We start from the raw sequence: 17,732 nt of genomic DNA on the forward strand, positions 1-17,732 counted from the left end.
TCCATGTCGTCCTCGGACACTGCTTCCTCGGACATCCGGCTCGGCCGACGATCGTCGGATTCCGAACCAGTTCTGCTGTGAGCAACCGTACCGTGTCATGGCCGCCGCACGGGTGGTCGCGTCGACCAGGACACCGCCGATCATAGTCGGAGCGCCTGCCGCGACCGCCGGTAACGGGTCGGTGTTGTCGGCTTGTTACTCCCCGGTCGGTTCCCGGGGCGGTCGGCGTCGATCAGCCGTCGATCACCGCCTGGTATCCCGCCGCGTCGAGCGTCTCCCCGAGGGCGGCGTCGAGGGCGGTCTCGTCGGCGACCGAGATCACCACGAGCCACCCCGCGCCATACGGGTCGGAGTTCACCAACTCCGGGGTGGACTCGAGGTCTGCGTTGACCTCCGCCACCGTCCCGTCGAGCGGACCGAAGATGTCCGACACGCTCTTGGTCGACTCGACCTCGGCGAACGATTCACCCGTCACCACCGCGTCATCGGCAGCGGGGAGCTGGACGAACACCACATCGCCGAGTGCGTCCTGCGCGAAGTCGGTGATGCCCACCCGTACCGTTGTCGGGCTCAGCCGTTGGACCCACTCGTGTTCGGCCGTATAGCGCAGGGCTGCGGGCACATTGGTCTCGGTCACTGTCGCGCCTTTCTGATTCTGCGGACGACTCTCCGGCGACTTTAGGGTACGTTGCCGACGGCCGTGCGCGGTGTCATCCGCCGCAGCACCAGCACCGTCTGGTAGGCGTACAGCACGAACGACCACAGATACAGGGCGACACCCCAGATCATGAAGGCCCAGCCGATCGGATAGCAGATCGTACCGATCACCGAGTCGAGCTGTCCGGCGAGCAGCCACGGAAACGCGCTCATCAGTGCGAACGTCGCGGCCTTTCCGATGTACAGGGTGGGCAGGGCGACGAGTCCACGAGACCGAAGCACCGGACCGGTGGCGAACAGGGCCAGATCCCGGCAGATGATGACCGCGATCAGCCACCACGGCAGGAACTCCCGGATCCCGAAGGCGATCGGGATGATCACGATGTAGAGCCGATCCGCCGCCGGGTCCAGCAACGCCCCGATTCGCGACGACTGATCGAGCCACCGCGCGATCTTGCCGTCCGCCCAGTCCGAGAAGCCGGAGAACATCAGGATCGCGAATGCCCAGCCGTCGGCCTCCTCGACCAGCAGGAGCCACACGAACACCGGGATGAGCGCCAACCGCAACACACTGAGCCCGTTCGGCACCGTGAGGAAGCGGTCCGGCGCCGCGACGACCTTCGACGCCCCGGCGTCGGGTCCGGAATCGTCTGCGGTCGTGGACCGCTCGTCGGAGGTCACCGGACGGCGCCGATCAGGAAGAGGCCGATCAGGAAGAGTCCGATCACCGGAAGATGCCGATGATGCCCTGCAGGGTCTTCGCCCCACCCGACGCGAACAGGTTGTCGTGGACCATGTAGGTCCAGGTGGTCGTCGACCGATGCAGGTCGGCGGTGCCGAGATCGACGCCGTCAGCGGTGATCGTCGCCTCACGGAATGTACTGCGCGCGTTCGCGAACGCCTCGTTGGGAAGCGTCGAGAACTCGTCCAGGATCAGCTTGTGGAACTCGTCGAGCGGACTCTCCTTGCCGAGCGACCGCAGATGGATGCTCGCGCGGACATCGGAGACGAAGGCGAGATGATCCGCCCATGCACGGTCCAGATGGAAGAGGACGATCTCGCGGGCCGCCTGGGCCAGCACCTCCTCGTCCACCGGCTCGCCGACCGCTACCGCGGAATCCTGCTCGGGCGCATCCACTTCCGAGGAAGCGGGTTCTGCACCGGTCTCGGCGTCCCGATCCGAGGCGTCGGCCGGCTCGGTCTCGTCCTTCGGCGACCCGGTCAGCGCGGCGTAACGATCGGGCTCGGCCTCCTTGAGTTCGGTGAGGGCCGTGTCAGTGCCGAGGATCTCCATGCGTCGTGCGACGACGATGTCACGCTGCTGATTGACCAGCTTGTTGTATCGCCATGTGTTCGCGTGGAGTTCGAGCATCACGCCCTCGGCGACGCGCTGGGCCTGTTCGATCAGGTCGATCCCCTTGGCACCCATCGAGCCGTCCTCGGACGGGGAGACCGGATCCCGCTTGAAGGCGAGGTTCTTGGTGACGACCGGGTCCTCGAGGCTGGAGAAGAACACCGAACGTCCCGGGTCGCCCTGACGTCCGGCGCGGCCACGCAGCTGACTGTCGAGGCGCTCCGTGTCGTGGCGTCCCGTACCGATGACGCACAGTCCACCGAGCTCGACGACCTTCTCACGCGCCTTCTCGTCGTCCTGCGAGCCACCGAGCCGGATGTCGGTACCGCGACCGGCCATCTGGGTGGAGACCGTCACCGCGTCGAGTGCGCCGGCCTCGGCGATGATCTTCGCCTCCTCGGCGTCGTTCTTCGCGTTCAGGACGACGCTGTTCACGCCGGCCTTGTCGAGGAAGTAGGCGAGCTCCTCCGATTCGGCGACGTCGTGCGTGCCGATCAGGATGGGCTGACCGGTCTCGTGTACTTCGGCGACGTAGGCGACGATCGCCTCCACCTTGTTGGCCTTGGTGTCGTACACCCGATCGGGCTCATCGACGCGGACGTTGGGCGTGTTCGGTGGGATCTGCGAGACCAGCAGGTCGTAGAACTGACGGAACTGCTCGCCCGCGGCCAGAGCTGTTCCTGTCATCCCACAGACCGTCGGATAGCGACCGAGCAGCGCCTGCACGGTGATCGTGTCGATCATCTCGCCCGAATCCGTCTGGCTGAGGCCCTCTTTGATCTCCACGGCGGCCTGGACGCCGTCGGGCCACCGCTGCAGCTGCGCCACGCGACCACGCGATGCGTTGATCAGGTGGACGCCCCCGTCACGGACGATGTAGTGGATGTCGCGCTCGAGAAGGTACTGCGCGTGCATGGCGACGTTGACGTGGACCAGAGTGGTTCCGACGTGCTCCTCGTCGTAGAGGTTGATACCTCCGAGTTCTTCCTCGACGAATGCGGCTCCCTCCTCGGTGAGGGTGACGTTGCGTCCGTCCGTGTCGATCTCGTAGTGCTTGTTCTTCATGCGCCCGACGACATCGTGGATCTTCTGATCCGGGACGACGGCCTCGGTCGACCCGGCCAGCACGAGCGGCACGAGGGCCTCGTCGACGAGGACCGAGTCCGCCTCGTCGATGATCGCCACATCCGGTTTCGGCGAGACGAGATCGTCGGTCGACAGCGCGAGTTGATCGCGCAGCACATCGAAGCCGATCTCGTTCACCGATCCATAGGTGACGTCGGCGGCGTAGGCGGCCTTGCGCTGTTCGCGGTCGGAGTTCTCCGACACCGCCTTCGACACGATCCCGAAGGCGGCGAACAGCGGTGCCATCCACTCCGCATCGCGCGTGGCCAGATAGTCGTTCACCGAGATGACGTGCACTCGATGGCCCTGCAGGACGTGCCCGACCGCGGCGATCGCACCGGCGAGCGTCTTGCCCTCGCCGGTGGCCATCTCCACGACGTCACCCTCGAGCAGACGAAGCGCGCCCTGCAGCTGGACGTCGAAGGGCCGCAACCCCAGTGTCCGGTCCGCGGCCTCACGCACGAGCGCGAGGAAACGCGCGCGATCGTCCTTGTTCGATGCGATCTCGAGCTTCTCGGCCTCACCGGCGAACGCGTCGTCGTCGAGCTTCTCCGCCCACTCGGTGTGGGCATCCGCTTCCTTGATCAGTGAGACGGACTTCGACTGATTGCGCGTCGACTGGGATCCCAGAAGTCGCCACATGCTGTTCGTCAGCTTTCCCACCGAAACACTTCTCCTGACTCGCGCCTGTCGGGCATGTGTACTGGACGGGGCATCTCCCCCGCGGCCACGGCATCCGACCCGGTCCCACCTGCTACGACCTGCCCGATCCGGACCGCGGGTACCCCGAGGTCGCCGTCCACGGTACGCGGTGGGTGATCCGGTGCCGCATCGATCCGCGGCGACCGCCTCCGCCACTACCCGGCCCGCCGCGGCGACCCTATGATCATCCCACTGCGATCATCCGACTGCGATGGGCAGCGGCCGTGGCCGCTCGGGAGGGGCTACCAGCATGCATCCGACGGCCGGGAACCGAACAGTCAGGCGTGTGATCCGCGCGGTCGTGGCCGGAACGATGGTCGCGGTCGGCATCGGGCTCGGAGCGTTCAACGCCTGGTGGGTCGCAGTGGTGATCGGGGTGCCGCTCATCGTCGCCGGCATCGCCGTGCTGCCACGACCCTCACGGATCTCCGAGCTGCCCGAGTTCCGCCGGGGCACGAGCGCCGACGCCGTCCCGATCGAGGTCGAGGCCATCACCCGAAGCAGTCTCGACGCCGGCGAGATGCAGCCCACCATGGTGACCGCGACCGTCCGCCCACCCGACGACACCGCCTACCGCGGACGCTGGATCTCCTCGATGAGCCGGAGCCATTTCCACAGTGTCGTCGATCGTCCGTTCACGACCGTTCCAGCCGGGGCGCTGCCGGATCGGTCCCCCGGGCAGACGCCCGAGTTCGGTGACCAACCCGGGCGATGGGCGCTCGTCTATCCCGCAGCCGCGGTCGTCGCCGCGACCGTGCTGCTCCTCGGCGTCCCCGGCTCGGTCTGGGACATCGACGTGTCGATGCCGTCGGTGTCCGGCCTGTCCGGCGACGGCGGGGCATCGGGATCCGAGGATCCGGCGGTCGATCTCGACGACCGGAAGCGCTCCGTCCTCGACGAGATCGCGCAGCTCGGACCCACCGCGTCGGCGAACATCCTGTCCCTCGACCTCGACGAGGACGACACCACCCGCGCCGAGGTCTACGACCCGACCACCGGCGAGGCGATCACCCTGTCGAACTACAGCGGACGAGGCTGGGACGAACCGCGGCGCGGCACGACGACCAAACGACGGGCAGACACTTTCCGTGCCGACGAGATCGCCGGCACGGACCTGGGATCGTTGACCACCACCATGGGCTCCCGCATCCAGGCCACCCGGCCCGGACTCACCTACGTCGACATGACGATCAGCAGGCCGGCCCGCGGAGAGCCGGTACTGCTGGTCGGCGCGTTCGGTCAGGACAGGATGTCCGACGTCGAGATCCAGGGTCGCCCGGACGGGCAGGTCGCGGAGTTCTTCGATCCCGGTGATTTCGCCACGTCGTTCCGACTCGCGCGGGACGCACTGGCCGGAGCGGATCTGGCGACCGACCAGCCCAACCTGCGGCGCTTCGAGATCCGCGGGACCGCCGACAACACGCCCATCATGTATGCCGGGCAGATCCAGAACAGCGGTGGCGTCCTGATGGAGTTCACCTCGCCGGACCGCCACGGCACACTCACCGTGGTCCCCGGCGAGTTCCCCGCGCTGTCCGACTATCAGGGACGCAGTTCGGCGGGCGATTTCAGCTTCGACCAGGTCAGACCGGCGGTGTTCGAGTCGGTGCGCGCCCAGGCGATGGAGCGCGGGGCGATTGAACCGTTCGACCGGTCGGCCGTCGACATCGAGGCGACCTCGATCTTCGCCCACGACGACGAGCCCGTCGTCAAGGTGGAGCTGGCTCGCGAATCAGCCTCCGCCGGTACATATTCCATGACCGGACAGTTCTTGGAGACCGGTTACTGAGGCCGCCGACGGTCCGCCGGCGCCCGGGCGCGAATCGGTTTCTAGCGATCCGGCCGTCGAGGGGCCGCCGACGGCCGGGCCGCGATCGCGCGGCGACTCGCCGCCTTCAGTTCGGCGACCGCCGGCTCGGGCGGATGCAGACGCCCCTGATCGGTGAGTGTGGTGACGATGTCATGGACGCGCGTGTAGTAGCTGGCCTGTTCGGCAGGCGTCGTGCTGCTGCTCTGTGCGTGCGCGAACAGTTTCAATGCCGTGTCCAGGTCGTCCTGGTCGGCGGTGTCCAGGTAGGAGGTGCCCAACCTCCGTCCGTTCTTCTCGCACGCGATCCAGGCGCGGCGCAGGGCGAACACGGACTGCTGATAGGCGTCGGCACGGGAACGCTCACGGGGACACGTGTCGGTTCGCAGCGCCATGGCCGTGTCGAGGGCCTCGTGGAAGACCTGGACGTGGTCGAGCGTCACATCGGTGACGCCCGGGAACCGCAGCATCATGTCCGGCTGGAGCTCATAGGCGCCGTAGTCGCGCAGGATCGTGTCGTGTCGGCGGGTCGCTTCTTCCCAGAGTCGCTCCGCCGCCTCGTCGCTGCCGGCGTCGGCAACCCGAGGGGTCGAGGAACGCGGTTGCTCGACCGGATCGCCGTCGCCGTCTGCGGCGGTCACGGCGTCGGGCGCGATGTCGTCGGCCGGCTCGTCGTCGGCCCGCATGTCGCCGCGGATGTCGGAGGGGAGGTCGGGGCGTTCGTTGTCGGGTTTCCGGCGCCGGGGCGCCGGCGCATGGGTACGCAGGCGGCTGATCACCTCGGCTGCTGCCGGGTCGCTCTCGACGACCCCGATCCGCCACCGGACCACGCCGTCGTCGGACACCGGGGGGGCAGATTCGAATTCGACGGTGAGAGTGCGCAATCCCTTGATCGTCAGATCGCGCGGCGCCGAACCGGCCGCGCCTGTCACCTCGGCCGTGGACCCCAGCGACACCGATCTCAGATCGGCCAGCGGATGGCTGTCGATGCTCCGGCTCTCGTCACCGAGGTACACGGTGTCGGCATCGACGGTGAGCAGGGCGGCGCCACGTCGTCCGAGCCGCCCGAACGCCGTCGCGGCGACACAGAGGAGCAACAGCACCGCCACCACGAGCACGGTTCGGGCGCCGGGCAGCCCGGCGGCGTTGCACACGACCAACGCCAGCAGCCCGGCGACCATGCACACCCACGCGACGCGCGCCGCGAGGATGTGACGCCGCCCGAGATACTCACAGCGACTGGTCACCGCGACCGTCGACAGCTGAGTCCCTGTCATCGTTCACCGCCCGTTCCGCCGGCTCGGCTACCGTGGGTCCATGTCCTTCACCGGCGGAGAAGCGACCATGTACCGCACTGATCATGTCATCCCGCGGCTCCGGATGAGATCGCTCGGCCAGACGGCGAGGACGGGAACGGCGAGGATCCTCCTCAGCGTCGTGACCCTGGTCGCCGCCGCAGCCACGACGGCGGGGCCCGGCCTCGCCGCCGCAGCGCCGGCACCGATACCCCCGGCGCCCATCCGACCGGCGCCGGCACCTCCGCCCCCGTCTGCGGGTGGCCTGTCCCCACTCCTCGCGAACACGACGTTCGGCTCGGTCGGCGTCGTCGGCGGCGCGATCCCCGGGGGCGGCCCGTTGACGATCACCTTCGGCCCGAACCCGCACGTCGGCCTCGACGCCGGATGCAATCAGCACGGGGGCCGCGCCACCACCGTCGGGGACCAACTGCTGATCGGATCGCTCATCTCGACGATGATGGCCTGTCCGCCACCACGTTCGGGCGCCGACCGCTGGCTCGCCCGATTCACCTCGGTGCCCCTGAGATGGCACCGGGTGGGTCCGGTCCTGACCCTGGCCAGCCCCCGTCAGACGGTGATCCTCACCGAGCGCGCCCCGGCACGCTGACCGACCCGTCGCCGGCCGCGAGCCGACTGCTCCCGAACCGACCTTCCGCGAGAGGACCCCATGTCCGCGAACTCCCCCGCTGTCGTCACCGTCACCGGCGCGGCCGGTCACATCGGCTATGCCGCGCTGTTCCGCATCGCCGCGGGTGCCATGCTCGGACACGATCGGCCCGTCCGGCTACGTCTCCTCGAACTCCCGCAGGCCGTGTCGGCGGCCGTGGGAACCGCGATGGAACTCGACGACGGAGCCTTCGAGCAACTCACCTCGGTGGACATCTTCGACGACGCGCGCGCCGCGTTCGACGGCACCGACTTCGCATTGCTGATCGGCTCACGGCCCCGCAGCAAGGGCATGGAGCGAGCCGACCTGCTACAGGCCAACGCAGCGATCTTCGCCGAGCAGGGCGCGATCCTGAACGATGTTGCGGCAGAGGATCTCCGAGCGATCGTCGTCGGCAATCCGGCCAATACGAACGCAGCGATCGCCGCTGCCCACGCCCCCGACATCCCTCGGGACCGGTTCACCGCACTCACCCGACTGGATCACAATCGCGCGATCGCCCAACTGGCTCACCGTGCGCAGTGTCCGGCTTCCGAGATCAGCCGGGTGTCGGTGTGGGGCAACCATTCCGCGTCCCAATATCCCGACATCTTCCACGCCCGCGTCGGCGATCTGCCCGGCGCGCGCTTCGCCGAGGACCGAGCGTGGCTCGTCGACGACTTCATCCCCACTGTGGCCACACGTGGTACCGCGATCATCGAGGCGCGGGGCGCGTCGTCGGCGGCCTCGGCCGCCAGCGCCACGATCGACCACATCCACGACTGGGTACTCGGCACCCCCGACGGAGACTGGACATCGGCGGCGTTGCCGTCGCCTGGTGTCTACGGCGTCCCCGAAGGGCTGGTCTGCTCGTTCCCGGTCCGCTCGGTCGACGGACGGTGGCACATCGTCGACGGACTGGATGTCAACGAGTTCTCCCGCACCCGCATCGACGCGTCCGTCACCGAGCTCGCCGACGAGATCGCCGCCGTCCGCGATCTCCTACCCGCCTGAGACCGTCACACCCTGGCCGCCCGAGGGACACCGCTCGCGGCGTCTGACCCCACCCGGGCCCGGCGAACCGTAAGCTCTGTCCATGTCGAAGAAGTCGAAGGGCGGCGACGGTCCGCAGAAGATCCCCAACAAGGTGTACGAGGCCGAGCTCTTCCGCCTCCAGACCGAGTTGGTGAAGCTGCAGGAGTGGGTGCGCACGACAGGCGCGCGGGTGGTCGTGATCTTCGAGGGCCGCGACGCCGCGGGCAAGGGCGGCACGATCAAGCGGATCACCGAATATCTCAGTCCCCGGGTGAGTAGAGTGGCCGCACTGCCGGCACCGACCGACCGCGAGCGCGGCCAGTGGTACTACCAGCGTTATGTCGCGCAACTGCCGGCACCCGGCGAGATCGTGCTGTTCGACCGGTCCTGGTACAACCGGGCCGGCGTCGAGAAGGTCATGGGCTTCTGCACTCCCGCCGAACACACCCGGTTCCTCCGGCAGACACCGATTTTCGAGCAGATGCTCATCGACGACGGCATCCTGCTCCGCAAGTACTGGTTCTCGGTATCAGATGACGAGCAGCTCAAGCGATTCCGATCCCGCATGAAAGACCCCGTGCGCCAGTGGAAGCTGAGCCCGATGGATCTCGAGGCGGTGTACCGGTGGGAGGACTACTCCCGGGCCAAGGACGAGATGATGGTGCACACCGACACCGCGACGAGCCCGTGGTACGTCGTCGAGTCCGACATCAAGAAACATGCTCGCCTCAACATGATCTCGCATCTGCTGTCGACGATTCCCTATGAGGATGTCCCGCGACCCAAGGTGGATCTCCCGAAGAAGCCGATCGACTCCGGGAACTACCGCCGACCACCGCGATCGCTGTCGAAATACGTCCCCGATCATGTGGCAGCGCTCACCGGCGGGGACCACTGAGGTCACAGGAGACCTCCAGGTTCGGTCGGTAACATCCCGTGGGTGAAGTTGCCCGACCGTCTCGCCTCGTTGCGCCGCACTCGCCGGCGCGGCGATGGCGACGACGAGGTGATCTACCTGATCGCACCGTCGGGCCACCCGAACTACGGCGATGAACTGATCGCCCGGGCATGGCTGCAGCATCTTGCCCGTGTCCGCCCGGATGCGACCGTCATCCTCGACAGCCACACCGCTGGTCAGGCAGGGCTGCTGCTGCACGGCATCCATCCGAATGTCGTGTTCGTCGACACGCTCTGGCAGCTGACGCATTACGCGGCCGACACGACGCGCACCGACGGCCCCGACCCCACGCAACCGTGGACGTGGGTCGCGCAGGCGGCCACCGAACTGGGACTCGCACCGCGGCTCGCCGAAGGCGTGGACGCATTCCGCAACGCCTCCTCCGTTCATCTGCTCGGCGGCGGGTACATCAATCAGGTGTGGCCCCACCATGTCTCACTCGTCGTCGCCGCGGCAGAACTGGTTCGCACGACCGGCGCGACCGCGTTCGCCAGCGGACAGGGCCTGATCCCCCGCGTCGAGGGGCCGGCGTGGTCGGTCCTGCGGGACGCAGCGGCACAGTTCACCGTGTTCGACGTCCGCGACGAGGCGTCGTCGGTTGCGCTGTCGGGCGTCGGATCCCGCAGACACACGGGCGACGACGCCTGGCTCGCGCTGGATCGGCCGTCCGGTACCGGCGGTCTCCGGGAGCCGGCTCCGATGGCGACCGGCGGGGTCACGCTCTGTCTGCAGTCCGACCTCACCGACGATTTCACCGCACACGGGATGACCGGGCCGGACGCGCTGGCGCGCGTTGTCGGGAGCGTCCTGGATGCCTGGCGCGTCCCCGGGTCCGCGGTCACCGTCATCGAGGGCATCCCCGGTGGGGATCTCGACATACCCAGCCGCCTCGGCGACCGACTCGAGGGCGCGACGATCATCCCGTTCATCGACATCTGGCGATCCGGGCTCCCCGTCGGGCGAGGTGACACCTGGATCAGCACCCGATTCCATCCGCACCTCGTGGCCGCCGCCGCCGGTGACTCCGGGGTGGCGATCATCCCCCGGCCCGACTACTACGCCACGAAACACCGCTCGCTGGCCGCCGCCGGTTCCCGCTGGACCATCGTCGACGATCCAGAAGTGATACCCACGCGGCCCACCGCGGGCGGGTTCTCCACCGACGACCGCGACCGCGCGGTGGCGGCCAAACGCGCGCTCGCCCATCGTCTGTACCCTCGCCGACGTCGCTGACCGCTCGCCGGTGCTGCGCGGACGGGTAGGGTGGTCACACGATGTGGATCGGTTTCGCAGAACTGGACTACCTTCTCGGTGACGTCCATTCCCTCAAACACAAGCGGTCGATCGTGCGGCCGATCATCGCGGAGATCCGCCACCGTTTCTCCGTCTCGGCGGCCGAGGTCGATCACCTCGACGCACACCGGCGCACGGTCATCGGTGTGAGCGTGGTGGCCGCCGACCGCACGCACGTGATCGACGTCCTCGATGCCGTCGAACGTCTCGCCGCCGGCAGACCCGAGGTCGAGCTCCTCTCGGTCCGTCGACGCGTCCTCTCGTCGACGGACATCTGACGGCATCTCATCCGATGATCCCGGCGGCGCGGGCGGCTGCAGCGTAGGCGGTGGCGAGCGAGTCCACCGTCTCGTGTGCGTTGAGCCCGCTGGGATTCGGCACCACCCAGACCGCCGCCCCGTCCCAGACCTCCGGCTGCTCGCCCGTCACGGCCCCGCGTCGGTCGAAACCCGTTCGGTAGGCCGTGATCCCGGCGATCGCGACGACCGACGGTGCCACCGCCGCAATCGTGTCCCGTAACCGTCGGGCCCCTGTACGCAACTCGTCCGCGGAGAGCTCGGACGCCGCCGCAGTGGCCCGGGGGACGACGTTTGTGATGCCGATCCCCCGCGCATACAGGTGATCGCGATCCTCGTCGGACATCCCCCGGGAGGCATCGATCAGGCGGTTGACGATGCCGGCACGGTACAGAGCGGGATAGAAACGATTACCGGGACGCGCGAAGTGCGCGCCGACAGCCGCCGTCCACAGTCCTGGATTGATGCCGACGAACAGCAGGCGACAGTCCGGCCCGACGAGATCGGGGACCTCTACGTCGCGGAAGGCGAGCAACTCGTCCCGGCTCGGTGTCATCGGTGAACCGGCTCAGTTACCCGCGGCCTCATGTGCGCCCGAGACACAGAACTCGTTGCCGTCCGGGTCGGCCATCGTCACCCAGGCGAACCCGGCCATCTGGCGCTCCGCGACGACGGTGGCACCGGCCCGCACGAGCCGCTCCACCTCGGCCGTCGGATCGTCGGCGGTGAGGTCGAGATGGATGCGGTTCTTCCCCGGCGTCGGGTCGTCGACCTTCTGGAACGAGAGGACCGTCCCGGACGCCATCGTCACGACGACGAAGAAGCCGTCGTTCTCGGCGACCACGCTTCCGTCGGTCTGCGCCGCCCACCACGTGGCGAGCGGGACCGGATCGGTGGTGTCGACGGTGATCATCGCGACGGACAGGCTCATGCAGGACACGGTAGTCGCCGGCGCCGGGCGGCGGTGTCGAAGCCGGACGGATCGGGTCGAACCCGTCTACACTCGCGACGATGGCACGGCCCGTGTACAGCGTTCTGGGCGGCCTCGGGGCGCGAATCGATTCCGAGACCGTCGAACTCGGCACGCGCAAGCAGCGAGCGGTTCTCGCCCAGCTTCTCCTCGCCGGCGGCGATCCGGTCAGTGTCCACCGCTTGATCGACGGCATCTGGGGATCGTCGGCGCCGGATCGCGCCGAGGTCTCGGTCCAGGCGTACGTCTCCGGACTGCGCAAGGCCCTGGAACCCGATCGCCTACCGAGGAGCCCGTCGTCGGTCGTCGCGACCCATGGCTCCGGTTATGCCCTCGTCGCCGACGACTCCGACATCGACCTCCGGCGGCTACTCGCCGACATCGCCTCCGCACACGACCGACACCGTGACGGGGAACCGGCCGCGGCCGCGCGGCTGCTGCAGTCCGCGGTGACCGGATACCGGACGCTGCTCCCCGAGTTCGAGGGCCTGGTGTTCCGCGACGAGGCCGCCGCGCATCTCGAACGCACCATGGCCGAGGCACAGGAGTTGTCCTTCGAGGTACGGCTGGCACTCGGCGAACATCGCGCGCTGGTAGCCGAACTCGAACGGGCGGTGCGCCGTTCGCCACTCGACGAGGGGCTGTGGGTCCTGCTCGCCACCGCCCGCTATCGCCTCGGCCGCCAGTCCGACGCGCTGGCGGCCATCGCGGAGGCACGGCGAGTGCTCGCGGACGAGATCGGGGTCGACCCCGGCCCGCGACTGCGGACACTCGAGCGCGACATCCTGGATCACGCGCCGTCCTTGGATGTGCCGAAAGAGTCCGTCGCGGCAGAGGTCTCGTCGGTCGATCTCCGGACCGCGGCGACGACCGATCAGGACGCCACCGCCGCCGGCCCCACCGACCCGGCGCCCGGGGGTCCAGTACTCATCGGCCGGGTCGACGAACTCGCCGTCCTGCATCGCGCCGTCCTCGGCTCGTTACACGGCCCGGGCGGTGTGGTCGTCGTCGAGGGAGAGCCCGGGGCGGGTAAGACCGCATTGCTCGACGAGGCGGCCCGGCGGGCCGCGGGTGCCGCGGACCTGCAGGTGCTGTGGGGCCGCTGCGTCGACGACTCGGCGGCGCCGTCGATGTGGCCGTGGGTGCAGGTGCTCGGCGCGGTACTTCCGCACATCGACGACGGCCGCCGATCACGACTTCTCGACAGCGACCTCGGCCGGATGGTCACCCAGGGCGACACCGTCATCCCACCGCCACGGGAGATGCCCGACGCGACCGCCCGTTTCCGCTTCTACGATCAGGCAGCCGACCTCCTCGAGGGTGTCGCGGGTACCCACCTGCTGATCATCGTCCTCGACGATCTGCAGTGGGCCGACAGCGCGTCGCTGGAACTATTGGCGCACGCGACCGCTCGTCGCACCAGTGGGGTCACGTTCTTCGTGTCCCTGCGGTCGTCGGCTCATCGGACGGCGGTGGCCGAGACCCTGGCGACTCTCGCGCGCGCACCGGGACATCGGCGCATCGCCCTCGGCCCGCTCACCGAGGACGACATCGCCGAGATGGTGCGTCGCGAGACCAGCGAATGGCCCGCTGCCGGGACGACGACGTCGATCGCCCGGCGGACCGGAGGCAACGCCTTCTTCGTCAGAGAGCTCGCGCGCATTCTCGCCGACAGCGGATCCATCGCCGACGCCTCCGTGCCCGCCGGCGTACGCGACGTCGTCCGGGACCGATTGCGCCCGTTGGGACCTGACACAATCGCCCTGTTGGAGACCGCGGCGTTGATCGGCAGCCGGGTGGATCTGGCTCTGGCCGCCGCAGCCACGGACCAGACCGTGGATGCCGCGCTGGACGCGCTCGATGGTGCGCACGCTGCGGGGCTCGTCGACATCGGCGACGACCCGTTCACCTTCTCGTTCGATCACGATCTCATCCGCGAGGCGGTCGCCGACCAGGTCGGGCCGAGCCGTGCCCGGCGAATACACCTCGCCGTGGCGAGGCATCTCGAACAACACCGCGGGCCGAATGCCATCGCCCAACGCGCCCGGCATCTCTGGGGCGCCGGACCACTCGCCGACCGCCGCGAGACCGCGCGGGCATTGTTCGCGGCCGGTGAGATGTCGATGCGGACATACAACTTCGAGGTGGCCGAACAGCAACTGACGGACGCGGCACGACTCGCCCTCCCGGCCGGTGACACCGAGATCGAGCTCGCGGCCATCACCACGCGCCTGTTCAGCGATGTCGCGCGCAGCGGCTATTTCGCGGCCGATCACGATCTGCTCGCCCGTGCACGGGAACTGGGGGAATCGACCGACAACGCCGCCCTCCTCGCGAATCTGGACTATGCCCGGGGTGCCGCGCACGCCCAGCTCGCACAGACGCGTCCGGCCCACCGCGTTGCCGAGGACCTGCGCGCCCGCGCCGAGGGCTCCGACGACCCGGTGGTGCGGCACCTGGGGATGCAGCTCGCGGCGATCGACGAGTTCGATCGCGGCAACATCGGTGCCGCCCACCGTCTGCTCGAGCGGTACGCACCAGTGCATTCCGACGTCCCGGGCCTGCACTCCGATCAGATCGTCCTGGCTCGCGGGTTCCGCGCCTGGGCGACGACCCTGCATGTCGGTCCGGCCGCCGGCCGCAGCATGTTCGATCAGATCGACGTGGGCCCCGAGGATCCGACCACCCACCTCGGGGTGGGTGTCTTCGCGGTGACCGCAGCCGCCATGACCGGCGACGTCGACTGGGTGTGCGAGGCAGGCGAGCGGCTGATGACACCGGCGAATCACCGGGCCCTGGAATACCTGCGCCGAGGCGGTGAACGGATCTACTGGTGGGCCCGTGCCGTCGGCGACTCCCCCGGTGATGCCCTCGACCGCATCGAAGCGCTCCACCTCGACGACCCGCCGCAGCGGACCGGCATCGGCTTCTGGTTCGCCCTGTACGCCGAGGCACTGATCGCCGCCGGTCGGCTGGATCCGGTGGCCGGTCTTCTCGAACGTGCGAACGACTTCGCCGAGCGCACCGGCCAGCGCTATCCCGACGCCCACCGGTTGCTCGTGTGCGCCGAGTTCCAGCATGCGGCCGGGCACCCGGCGACGACGGTCGTCGACACGGTCCGGGAGGCCTTACGGGTCGCCGATGCCCAGGAATCGCACGCACTCGCTGCGCGCATCACCGCGTTCGCCGATGCCCACGGCTATCGCCTCGCCGGGCGCTGACACCGCCATCGACCTGGTATCGGCCTGCGCACGTCCGCTGGTCCAAGCGGGTTCCAAGTCGCTCTCAAGGGGCCGCGACCAGAGTTCTCCTCATCCGGTCCAGCCGGAACCCGACACCGCCGGACACGCCGGCCGATACGTGAGGAACCCCGATGACCATCCAGTCCGACACCATGGCCGTCCGCCCCCGCGCAGCGGTGCTGTCCGCGCTCGCCGCCCGGATCACCGGTGAGGTCCACGGGCCCGGTGATCCCGGTTACGACGCCGCTCGGAGTGGATTCAACCTGCTCGCCGAGCAGCAACCCGCCGTCATCGCCGTTCCGGTGAATCGCTTCGACGTCGTCGAGGCGGTTCGCTTCGCCGCTGATGAAGGGTTGCGCGTCGCGATCCAGGCAACCGGGCACGGGCCCGGCGCCTCCGCCGACGGTGCCCTGTTGATCAACACCTCCGCGATGACCGATGTCGCGGTGGACCCGGTCGCCCGGACGGCAACGGTCGGCGCGGGCGCGAAGTGGGGTCCGGTGCTCGCGCAGGCGGCCGAGCACGGTCTGGCTCCTCTCCTCGGATCGACCACCGACGTCGGTGTCGTGGGCTACACACTCGGCGGCGGTTTCGGCTGGCTCGGGCGCAAGCACGGACTCTCCTCCGACGCCGTCCGATCGTTCGACCTGGTCACCCCGGACGGGAATCCGCTGCGGGTGAGCGCCACCAGTCATCCCGACATCTTCTGGGCGCTCCGCGGCGGCGGAGCCGGCAGCATCGGGGTCGTCACCGACGTCGTCATCGACCTGTTCCCGGTGACCACGGTGTACGCAGGGAACCTCTTCTATCCCGCCGACGACGCGACCGAGATCCTGCGACGCTTCGCCGAATGGGCACCCGAGCAGTCCGAGGACCTCACCTCCTCTGTGTGCCTGATGAACTTCCCACCTCTCGACGTCGTTCCGGAACCGCTGCGCGGCAAGAGCTTCACCCTTGTCCGCGGATGTTGGGCGGGCAACCTCGACGAGGCACGTGCGGCGATCGACCAGTGGCGTGAATGGAAGACACCGGAGATCGACATGTGGTCGGAGATGCCGTTCGCCGCGGCCGACGCCATCAGCATGGACCCGACCGATCCGATGCCCGCGATGGTGACCACCGAGTGGCTCGACACACTGCCCGACGAGGTGATCGGTATCCTCACCTCGCGGGTGCAGCCGAAGCCCGGTTCGATGCCGCTCATTCTGTTCGCCGAACTGCGGCACGCCGGCGGAGCGGTGGCACGAGGTGCGACGGACTCACCCAACGACCTGGGACGCAACGGCACGTTCCTGCTCGAGATGGCCTCGGTGGTGCCCGATCCGCACGTGGGCCTGGCCATCGAATCGGCCCTCCGCCTGACCCGGGAGGCGTTGGCTCCGTATGTCACCGGCGCCGCCTACCTCAACTTCGTCGAGGGCGAGGACAAGACGGCGCGGTCGGCGAGCTCGTTCAGTGACGGGAATCGGCGACGGCTGGCCGCGATCAAGGCCGCGCTCGACCCGGCCAACCGGTTCTGCCACGGGATCGCCCTCGGCTGAGGTGTCGCCGACGATAGCCTCGGTGGATGACCCACCGAGGCCGTCGGCCGTGAGCGACAGCGAGATCCACCCCGCACAGATCCCCCTGCTGGTGGTCGACGCGGCCAACGTCGTCGGCTCCAGGCCGGACGGTTGGTGGCGAGATCGCAAGGGCGCCAACGAGCGCCTCCGCGACCGCCTGGGCAGCGTCGCCGCCGCCGGTCTGCCCGGGATCCCCGGGCCCCTCGAGGTGAACCTCGTGGTCGAAGGTCAGGCCCGCGACGTCCGCTCGATCACGACCGTGACCGCAGTCGCGTCACCGCACTCGGGGGACGATCGCATCGTCGAAGTCGTCGCCCATCACGTCGGGCAACGGGAGGTGTTCGTCGTGACCGCTGACCGCGAACTCCGCGGGCGGGTCACCGATCTGGGCGCGCGGGTCGTCGGACCGTCGGCGCTGTCGCATCTGTAGAGCCGCACCCTTGGAGCCCACATCTGTGACGAGCGCACTGCCGGCGGCCGGATCAGCCGGACGCTCGCGGCCCATCCGACGTCGGTGCACGCCTCGCGGTTCCTTCGCGGCCACGGTCGACGATCTTCCTGAGTTGATCGAGGCCGGTGACGCGCACCTTGCCGGTGACGCGGATCTTGCCCGTCACGCGGATCTTCCCCATCCCGGCCACCCTTCGTCCGACGCAGATCTTCGGCCGCGCTCCAGCGTACGCGGCCGCACACGATCGGCCCGACAGTCGGATCTGCTCGGGTAGCATCGGCACGACGAGTTCGACGGACGAGAGACGCCGACACGCGCCGACACGGCGACGGAGAG

Annotated in this window: 16 protein-coding genes; 9 read left to right on the top strand and 7 right to left on the bottom strand. The window is 68.8% G+C overall.

The window, feature by feature from the left end:
• Positions 1 to 232 precede the first annotated feature (232 nt).
• The 3 genes from gcvH to secA2 form a co-directional block, all read right to left on the bottom strand.
• Positions 233 to 637 carry a glycine cleavage system protein GcvH gene (gene gcvH, locus EEB19_RS02715; protein WP_187582896.1) on the bottom strand — a complete coding sequence of 135 codons (405 nt, stop codon included), beginning with the start codon at positions 635 to 637 and terminating at the stop codon, positions 233 to 235.
• A gap of 41 nt (positions 638 to 678) precedes the next feature.
• Entirely contained in the window at positions 679 to 1,245 is a 567-nt protein-coding gene (locus tag EEB19_RS02720) for a CDP-alcohol phosphatidyltransferase family protein (protein WP_187583105.1), read from the bottom strand.
• A 136-nt stretch (positions 1,246 to 1,381) separates the two neighbouring features.
• Complete coding sequence (secA2, locus tag EEB19_RS02725; RefSeq protein ID WP_187582898.1) at positions 1,382 to 3,799, bottom strand: accessory Sec system translocase SecA2; 2,418 nt, start codon at positions 3,797 to 3,799, stop codon at positions 1,382 to 1,384.
• Between the two features lie 325 nt (positions 3,800 to 4,124).
• Here secA2 and EEB19_RS02730 point away from each other — a divergent pair, with 325 nt between their 5' ends.
• Positions 4,125 to 5,627: a hypothetical protein gene (locus tag EEB19_RS02730; protein ID WP_187582900.1), complete on the top strand. Its 1,503-nt coding sequence runs from the start codon at positions 4,125 to 4,127 to the stop codon at positions 5,625 to 5,627.
• 41 nt (positions 5,628 to 5,668) lie between these two features.
• Here the strand turns inward: EEB19_RS02730 and EEB19_RS02735 are convergent, their stop codons facing one another.
• Positions 5,669 to 6,922, bottom strand: coding sequence for a hypothetical protein (locus tag EEB19_RS02735; protein ID WP_187582902.1), 1,254 nt, complete (start codon positions 6,920 to 6,922; stop codon positions 5,669 to 5,671).
• Positions 6,923 to 6,962: 40 nt separating this feature from the next.
• On the opposite strand from EEB19_RS02735, the gene EEB19_RS02740 reads away from it, so the two are divergent.
• The 5 genes from EEB19_RS02740 (at position 6,963) to EEB19_RS02760 (ending at position 11,153) form a co-directional block, all read left to right on the top strand.
• A complete protein-coding gene (locus EEB19_RS02740) occupies positions 6,963 to 7,550 on the top strand; it encodes an META domain-containing protein (protein WP_187582905.1) in 588 nt (195 codons plus the stop codon).
• A 60-nt stretch (positions 7,551 to 7,610) separates the two neighbouring features.
• Entirely contained in the window at positions 7,611 to 8,603 is a 993-nt protein-coding gene (locus EEB19_RS02745; protein WP_187582907.1) for a malate dehydrogenase, read from the top strand.
• Positions 8,604 to 8,685: 82 nt separating this feature from the next.
• Entirely contained in the window at positions 8,686 to 9,522 is an 837-nt protein-coding gene (gene ppk2, locus EEB19_RS02750; RefSeq protein WP_187582908.1) for a polyphosphate kinase 2, read from the top strand.
• Between the two features lie 42 nt (positions 9,523 to 9,564).
• On the top strand, positions 9,565 to 10,815 hold the full coding sequence (locus tag EEB19_RS02755) for a polysaccharide pyruvyl transferase family protein (protein WP_316245454.1): 1,251 nt from the start codon (positions 9,565 to 9,567) through the stop codon (positions 10,813 to 10,815).
• Between the two features lie 41 nt (positions 10,816 to 10,856).
• Positions 10,857 to 11,153 carry a DUF503 domain-containing protein gene (locus EEB19_RS02760; RefSeq protein WP_187582910.1) on the top strand — a complete coding sequence of 99 codons (297 nt, stop codon included), beginning with the start codon at positions 10,857 to 10,859 and terminating at the stop codon, positions 11,151 to 11,153.
• A 7-nt stretch (positions 11,154 to 11,160) separates the two neighbouring features.
• On the opposite strand, the gene EEB19_RS02765 is transcribed toward EEB19_RS02760, so the two are convergent.
• Positions 11,161 to 11,727, bottom strand: a complete 567-nt coding sequence (locus EEB19_RS02765) for a mismatch-specific DNA-glycosylase (protein WP_187582912.1) — start codon at positions 11,725 to 11,727, stop codon at positions 11,161 to 11,163.
• Positions 11,728 to 11,739: 12 nt separating this feature from the next.
• Positions 11,740 to 12,102 (bottom strand): VOC family protein, encoded by a 363-nt coding sequence (locus EEB19_RS02770; RefSeq protein WP_187582914.1) that lies wholly within the window; start codon positions 12,100 to 12,102, stop codon positions 11,740 to 11,742.
• An 80-nt stretch (positions 12,103 to 12,182) separates the two neighbouring features.
• On the opposite strand from EEB19_RS02770, the gene EEB19_RS02775 reads away from it, so the two are divergent.
• The 3 genes from EEB19_RS02775 to EEB19_RS02785 all read left to right on the top strand — a co-directional run bounded on the left by EEB19_RS02775 (position 12,183) and on the right by EEB19_RS02785 (position 17,375).
• Positions 12,183 to 15,362, top strand: a complete 3,180-nt coding sequence (locus tag EEB19_RS02775; protein ID WP_187582916.1) for a BTAD domain-containing putative transcriptional regulator — start codon at positions 12,183 to 12,185, stop codon at positions 15,360 to 15,362.
• Between the two features lie 152 nt (positions 15,363 to 15,514).
• Positions 15,515 to 16,924 carry an FAD-binding oxidoreductase gene (locus EEB19_RS02780; RefSeq protein WP_187582918.1) on the top strand — a complete coding sequence of 470 codons (1,410 nt, stop codon included), beginning with the start codon at positions 15,515 to 15,517 and terminating at the stop codon, positions 16,922 to 16,924.
• Positions 16,925 to 16,946: 22 nt separating this feature from the next.
• Positions 16,947 to 17,375: a hypothetical protein gene (locus EEB19_RS02785; RefSeq protein ID WP_262365381.1), complete on the top strand. Its 429-nt coding sequence runs from the start codon at positions 16,947 to 16,949 to the stop codon at positions 17,373 to 17,375.
• Positions 17,376 to 17,427: 52 nt separating this feature from the next.
• Here the strand turns inward: EEB19_RS02785 and EEB19_RS02790 are convergent, their stop codons facing one another.
• On the bottom strand, positions 17,428 to 17,577 hold the full coding sequence (locus tag EEB19_RS02790; RefSeq protein ID WP_187582920.1) for a hypothetical protein: 150 nt from the start codon (positions 17,575 to 17,577) through the stop codon (positions 17,428 to 17,430).
• Positions 17,578 to 17,732: the final 155 nt, after the last annotated feature.

This window comes from Gordonia sp. OPL2, from assembly GCF_003797825.1.
Taxonomy (GTDB): Bacteria; Actinomycetota; Actinomycetes; order Mycobacteriales; family Mycobacteriaceae; genus Gordonia.